At 41.0% G+C, this 4,522-nt stretch carries 5 protein-coding genes; 4 read left to right on the top strand and 1 reads right to left on the bottom strand.

Annotated features, from left to right (window positions below; all coding sequences use genetic code 11):
• Positions 1-859, bottom strand: an 859-nt coding sequence (locus BAZSYMA_RS03430; RefSeq protein ID WP_241502536.1) for a KpsF/GutQ family sugar-phosphate isomerase, incomplete at its 3' end; no start/stop codon positions are given.
• Between the two features lie 58 nt (positions 860-917).
• Here BAZSYMA_RS03430 and BAZSYMA_RS03425 point away from each other — a divergent pair.
• The 4 genes from BAZSYMA_RS03425 (at position 918) to fusA (ending at position 4,501) form a co-directional block, all read left to right on the top strand.
• Entirely contained in the window at positions 918-1,394 is a 477-nt protein-coding gene (locus BAZSYMA_RS03425; protein WP_090715659.1) for a low molecular weight protein-tyrosine-phosphatase, read from the top strand.
• A 115-nt stretch (positions 1,395-1,509) separates the two neighbouring features.
• Positions 1,510-1,884: a 30S ribosomal protein S12 gene (rpsL, locus tag BAZSYMA_RS03420; RefSeq protein ID WP_090715656.1), complete on the top strand. Its 375-nt coding sequence runs from the start codon at positions 1,510-1,512 to the stop codon at positions 1,882-1,884.
• A 28-nt stretch (positions 1,885-1,912) separates the two neighbouring features.
• Positions 1,913-2,380: a 30S ribosomal protein S7 gene (rpsG, locus tag BAZSYMA_RS03415; protein WP_010646273.1), complete on the top strand. Its 468-nt coding sequence runs from the start codon at positions 1,913-1,915 to the stop codon at positions 2,378-2,380.
• Positions 2,381-2,398: 18 nt separating this feature from the next.
• Positions 2,399-4,501: an elongation factor G gene (gene fusA, locus BAZSYMA_RS03410; RefSeq protein WP_090715654.1), complete on the top strand. Its 2,103-nt coding sequence runs from the start codon at positions 2,399-2,401 to the stop codon at positions 4,499-4,501.
• Positions 4,502-4,522: the final 21 nt, after the last annotated feature.

Below are 4,522 nucleotides of genomic sequence, written 5' to 3'. Positions count from 1 at the left end.
CTACCGCTGCCATTGCAGGTTTATTGGCTGAGATGGATTTGCAGTTTTGGGTCATTACTTTGCCGATGGTTAGAGTTTGGATGTTGGAGTGAGTTTCTAGGACACGGCGTAAATCACCATCAGTGAAGATGCCTTTTAAGGCATTGTCATCGGTAATGAGTACCATACCTAGGGCTTTTTGGCTCATTACTATTAAGGCATTGAGTAGTTTGGTATCGCTATTTACGATGGGTATATCATTGCCAGTTTTCATAATGCTGTTAACAAAAGTTAATAAGCGTCTTCCAAGTGCGCCACTAGGGTGAGAGCGGGCGAAATCATCTGGGCTAAAGCCTTTGTTATTTAGTAAACTGACTGCCAAAGCATCGCCCATGGCTAACGCCACTGTGGTGGATGAAGTTGGTGCTAAATTGTGTGGGCAAGCTTCTTTTTCCACGCCAACATCTAAATGTACATTACTGATCTTTGCAATAGAAGAATCTTTGTTGCCTGTCATGCTGATAATAGTAATACCGAGGCGTTTAATGATTGGGACAAGCGTCATAATTTCATCAGATTCGCCCGAATAAGAAATGCAAATAGCAATATCATTTTGCTCAATCATGCCCAAATCACCGTGCCCTGCTTCAGCAGGATGTACTGCAAAAGCGGGTGTACCAGTAGAGGCAAAAGTGGCAGCAATCTTATTGCCAATATGTCCTGATTTGCCCATACCAATTAGAATAACCTTGCCTGTGCACTTTTGAATAAGTGTGCAAGCATCTACAAAACTTTGGTCAAGTTTCTCGGCTAACTGAGTAAGGGCTTGCGCTTCGGTAAGAATAACTGATTTGGCAGAATTTAATAAATCGTTTGGCATAGAGTAAGTGGGCATATTTAATTGATATAATGGTGAATTTTATCTAAGTTATATTGTAATGAGTAAGGAAAAAACTAAAATTTTATTTGTTTGTATGGGTAATATTTGTCGCTCACCAACTGCCGAAGGTGCTTTTCACTCGCAAATGCAAAAGTACGGCGTGCAAGATTTGTTTGAGATTGATTCAGCAGGAACACACGCCTATCATATTGGCGAGCAACCTGATTCTCGTTCCCAAGTTGCAGCGTATAAATACAATGTGGACTTATCTAGTCAGCGTGCTAGACAAGTGCATGAGTCGGATTTTTATCATTATGATTATATTTTTGCTATGGATGCTAGCAATTTAGTGGATTTACAAGATATTTGCCCATCAGAACATCAACACAAACTCGCTCTAATGCTTGACAACATTCCACAAAATAAGGGTAAAGGTGTGCCTGATCCATATTTTGAAGGGCGTTTTGATGATGTATTTGAGATGCTAAATCGTGCCAGTGGTTTTTTATTGGATAAGTTGGTAAAAAAAACATAAAACTTATTGACTAGAATAATCCAACACAGTATAATCCCGCTCTTTATTGCTCCAAAAAACCGAGAGTGATTAATATTAATGAAAATTATTTAGAGATTTTTGGAGAACAATATTTATGTCAACAGTTAATCAATTAGTGCGTAATCCACGCAAAAAGAAGATAACAAAAAGTGGTGTGCCGGCATTAGACAGCTGCCCACAAAAGCGAGGCGTATGTACTCGTGTCTATACCACAACACCTAAGAAGCCTAACTCGGCGCTAAGAAAAGTTGCCCGTGTTAGATTAACTAACGCTGCCGAAGTAACGACTTATATTGGTGGTGAAGGTCACAACCTACAAGAGCACTCAGTGATTTTGATTCGTGGTGGTCGTGTTAAAGATTTACCTGGTGTTCGTTACCATACCGTTCGTGGTGCATTAGATACTGTTGGTGTTGATGGCAGAATGCAAGGTCGTTCAAAATATGGCACTAAAAAACCAAAGAAATAAACTTATTTAAAACAAGAGAAATAGAACTATGAGAAGAAGATCCGCACCTAAAAGAGAAATCCTACCAGACCCGAAGTTTGGTGATTTAGTATTGGCTAAATTTGTCAACATCTTAATGTTAGATGGCAAAAAATCTGTAGCTGAGAAGATCGTTTATGATGCATTAGACACAATCGAGTCTAAGGGCAATGCCGAGCCAATTGAGACTTTCAAGCAAGCTTTAGATAATATTGGACCAGCAGTTGAGATTAAATCTCGTCGTGTTGGTGGTTCAACCTATCAAGTGCCTGTTGAAGTAAGGTCTGAGCGTAAAATTGCCTTGGCAATGCGTTGGATTATTGAAGCATCACGCAAGCGTGGTGAAAAAGGTATGAAATTAAGATTAGCAGGTGAGGTATTGGACGCAGTTCAAAACCGCGGTACTGCGTTTAAGAAAAAAGAAGATACACATAGAATGGCAGAAGCAAACAAAGCGTTTGCCCACTTCCGCTGGTAAATTTAAGGATTTAAGAAAATGGCAAGAAATCACCCCCTAAGTCGCTATCGTAATGTCGGTGTTATGGCACACATTGATGCTGGCAAGACAACCACTACTGAACGCGTGCTTTTGTACACAGGTCGTACTCACAAAATTGGTGAAGTACATGATGGTGGTGCAACCATGGACTGGATGGAGCAAGAGCAAGAGCGTGGTATTACCATTACTTCTGCAGCAACTACTTGTATGTGGAAAGGTATGGACGAGCAGTTTGAAGAGCACCGTATCAATATTATTGACACCCCAGGACACGTTGACTTTACCATTGAAGTTGAGCGTTCTCTTAAAGTATTAGATGGTGCATTGGCTTTATTTTGTGCAGTTGGCGGTGTAGAGCCTCAGTCTGAGACTGTTTGGCGCCAAGCCAATAAATACAATGTACCGAGAATTGGTTTTGTTAATAAAATGGACAGAGCAGGTGCTGATTTTTTGCGTGTTTGTGAGCAAATTAAAATTCGTCTAGGTGCAAATCCAGTGCCAATGCAAATTGCCATCGGTGCTGAAGAAGACTTTAAAGGTGTGGTTGATTTAATCACCATGAAAGCCATTTATTGGGATGAAGCAGACCAAGGCGCCACTTATGAAACTAAGGATATTCCAGCAGAGTTGCAAGATTTAGCAGATGAGAAGCGTGAATTTATGATTGAGTCTGCAGCCGAAGCCAATGATGAGTTAATGGAAAAATACTTGGAAGAAGGTGAATTGTCAGCTGATGAAATTAAAGAAGGTATTCGCTCTCAATGTATTGGTAATCATATTATTCCAATGTTTTGTGGTTCCGCTTTTAAAAACAAAGGTGTACAAGCAGCATTAGATGCAATCATTATGTACATGCCATCGCCGTTAGATGTGGACGCAATTGAAGGTGTTTTGGATGACAAAGATGAAACCAAAGCACCTAGAAAGGCTGACGATGATGAGCCATTTTCAGCGCTAGCATTTAAGATTGCAACTGACCCATTTGTGGGCACACTGACATTCTTCCGTGTCTATTCTGGCGTGTTAAAGGCAGGTGATTTTGTCTATAATTCGTCCAAGGGCAAGAAAGAGCGTATTGGTCGTATGGTGCAAATGCACTCAAACGAGCGTGACGAAATTAAAGAAGTGCGTGCTGGCGATATTGCGGCAGCGATTGGGCTTAAAGATGTAACCACGGGTGACACACTGTGTGACATGAAAGAGAAAATCGTGCTAGAAAGAATGGAATTCCCTGAGCCAGTTATCGCCTTAGCTGTTGAGCCTAAAACCAAAGTTGATCAGGAAAAAATGGGTATTGCATTAGGTAAACTCGCTGCTGAAGATCCATCATTTCGTGTTTCAAGTGACGAAGAGTCAGGACAAACCATTATTGCAGGTATGGGTGAGCTTCATTTGGATATTATTGTTGACCGTATGCGTCGTGAATTTGATGTTGAATGTAATGTTGGCGCACCACAAGTTGCCTACCGAGAGGCGATTACCACAATGGTTGAACATCAGCATAAATTTGCTAAACAATCGGGTGGTCGTGGTCAATACGGACATGTTTATCTACGCATTGAGCCGCAAGAGCCAGGTGCAGGTTATGAATTTGTTGACGAAATTAAAGGTGGCGTTATTCCTAAGGAATATGTACCTGCGGTTAACAAAGGTATTCAGGAGCAAATGGAAAACGGTGTCCTAGCAGGCTTCCCATTGGTTGATATGAAAGTGACTGTTTATGATGGTTCTTACCATGATGTTGACTCAAATGAAATGGCGTTTAAGATTGCTGCATCTAAGTGTTTGAGCGAAGGCGTTAGAATGGCTAATCCTCAACTACTTGAGCCAATGATGGCGGTTGAAATTGTTACTCCTGAAGAGTATATGGGTGATGTAATGGGCGATTTAAACAGGCGTCGTGGTCTAGTGGGTGCGATGGAAGACCTTCCTAATGGCAAACAGTTAAAAGCAGATGTTCCCTTAGCTGAAATGTTTGGTTATGCAAACGACCTGCGTTCTGCAACTCAAGGTCGTGCAAGCTACTCAATGGAATTCTCAAAGTACACCGCAGCACCGAAAAATGTTGCCGATGATGTCATCGAAAAATTAAACAAATAACACAAAGTATTCAGGAGTAAT

This window comes from Bathymodiolus azoricus thioautotrophic gill symbiont (assembly GCF_001298715.1).
In the GTDB taxonomy this organism is placed as follows: domain Bacteria; phylum Pseudomonadota; class Gammaproteobacteria; order PS1; family Pseudothioglobaceae; genus Thiodubiliella.
The sequence above is the reverse complement of the archived record's forward strand: the minus strand, read 5'-3'. Positions and strand labels throughout refer to the sequence as shown.

Coding starts and splice junctions, on each gene's coding strand:
- BAZSYMA_RS03425 (WP_090715659.1), top strand. CDS start 918: ATGAGTAAGGAAAAAACTAAAATTTTATTTGTTTGTATGGGTAATATT.
- rpsL (WP_090715656.1), top strand. CDS start 1,510: ATGTCAACAGTTAATCAATTAGTGCGTAATCCACGCAAAAAGAAGATA.
- rpsG (WP_010646273.1), top strand. CDS start 1,913: ATGAGAAGAAGATCCGCACCTAAAAGAGAAATCCTACCAGACCCGAAG.
- fusA (WP_090715654.1), top strand. CDS start 2,399: ATGGCAAGAAATCACCCCCTAAGTCGCTATCGTAATGTCGGTGTTATG.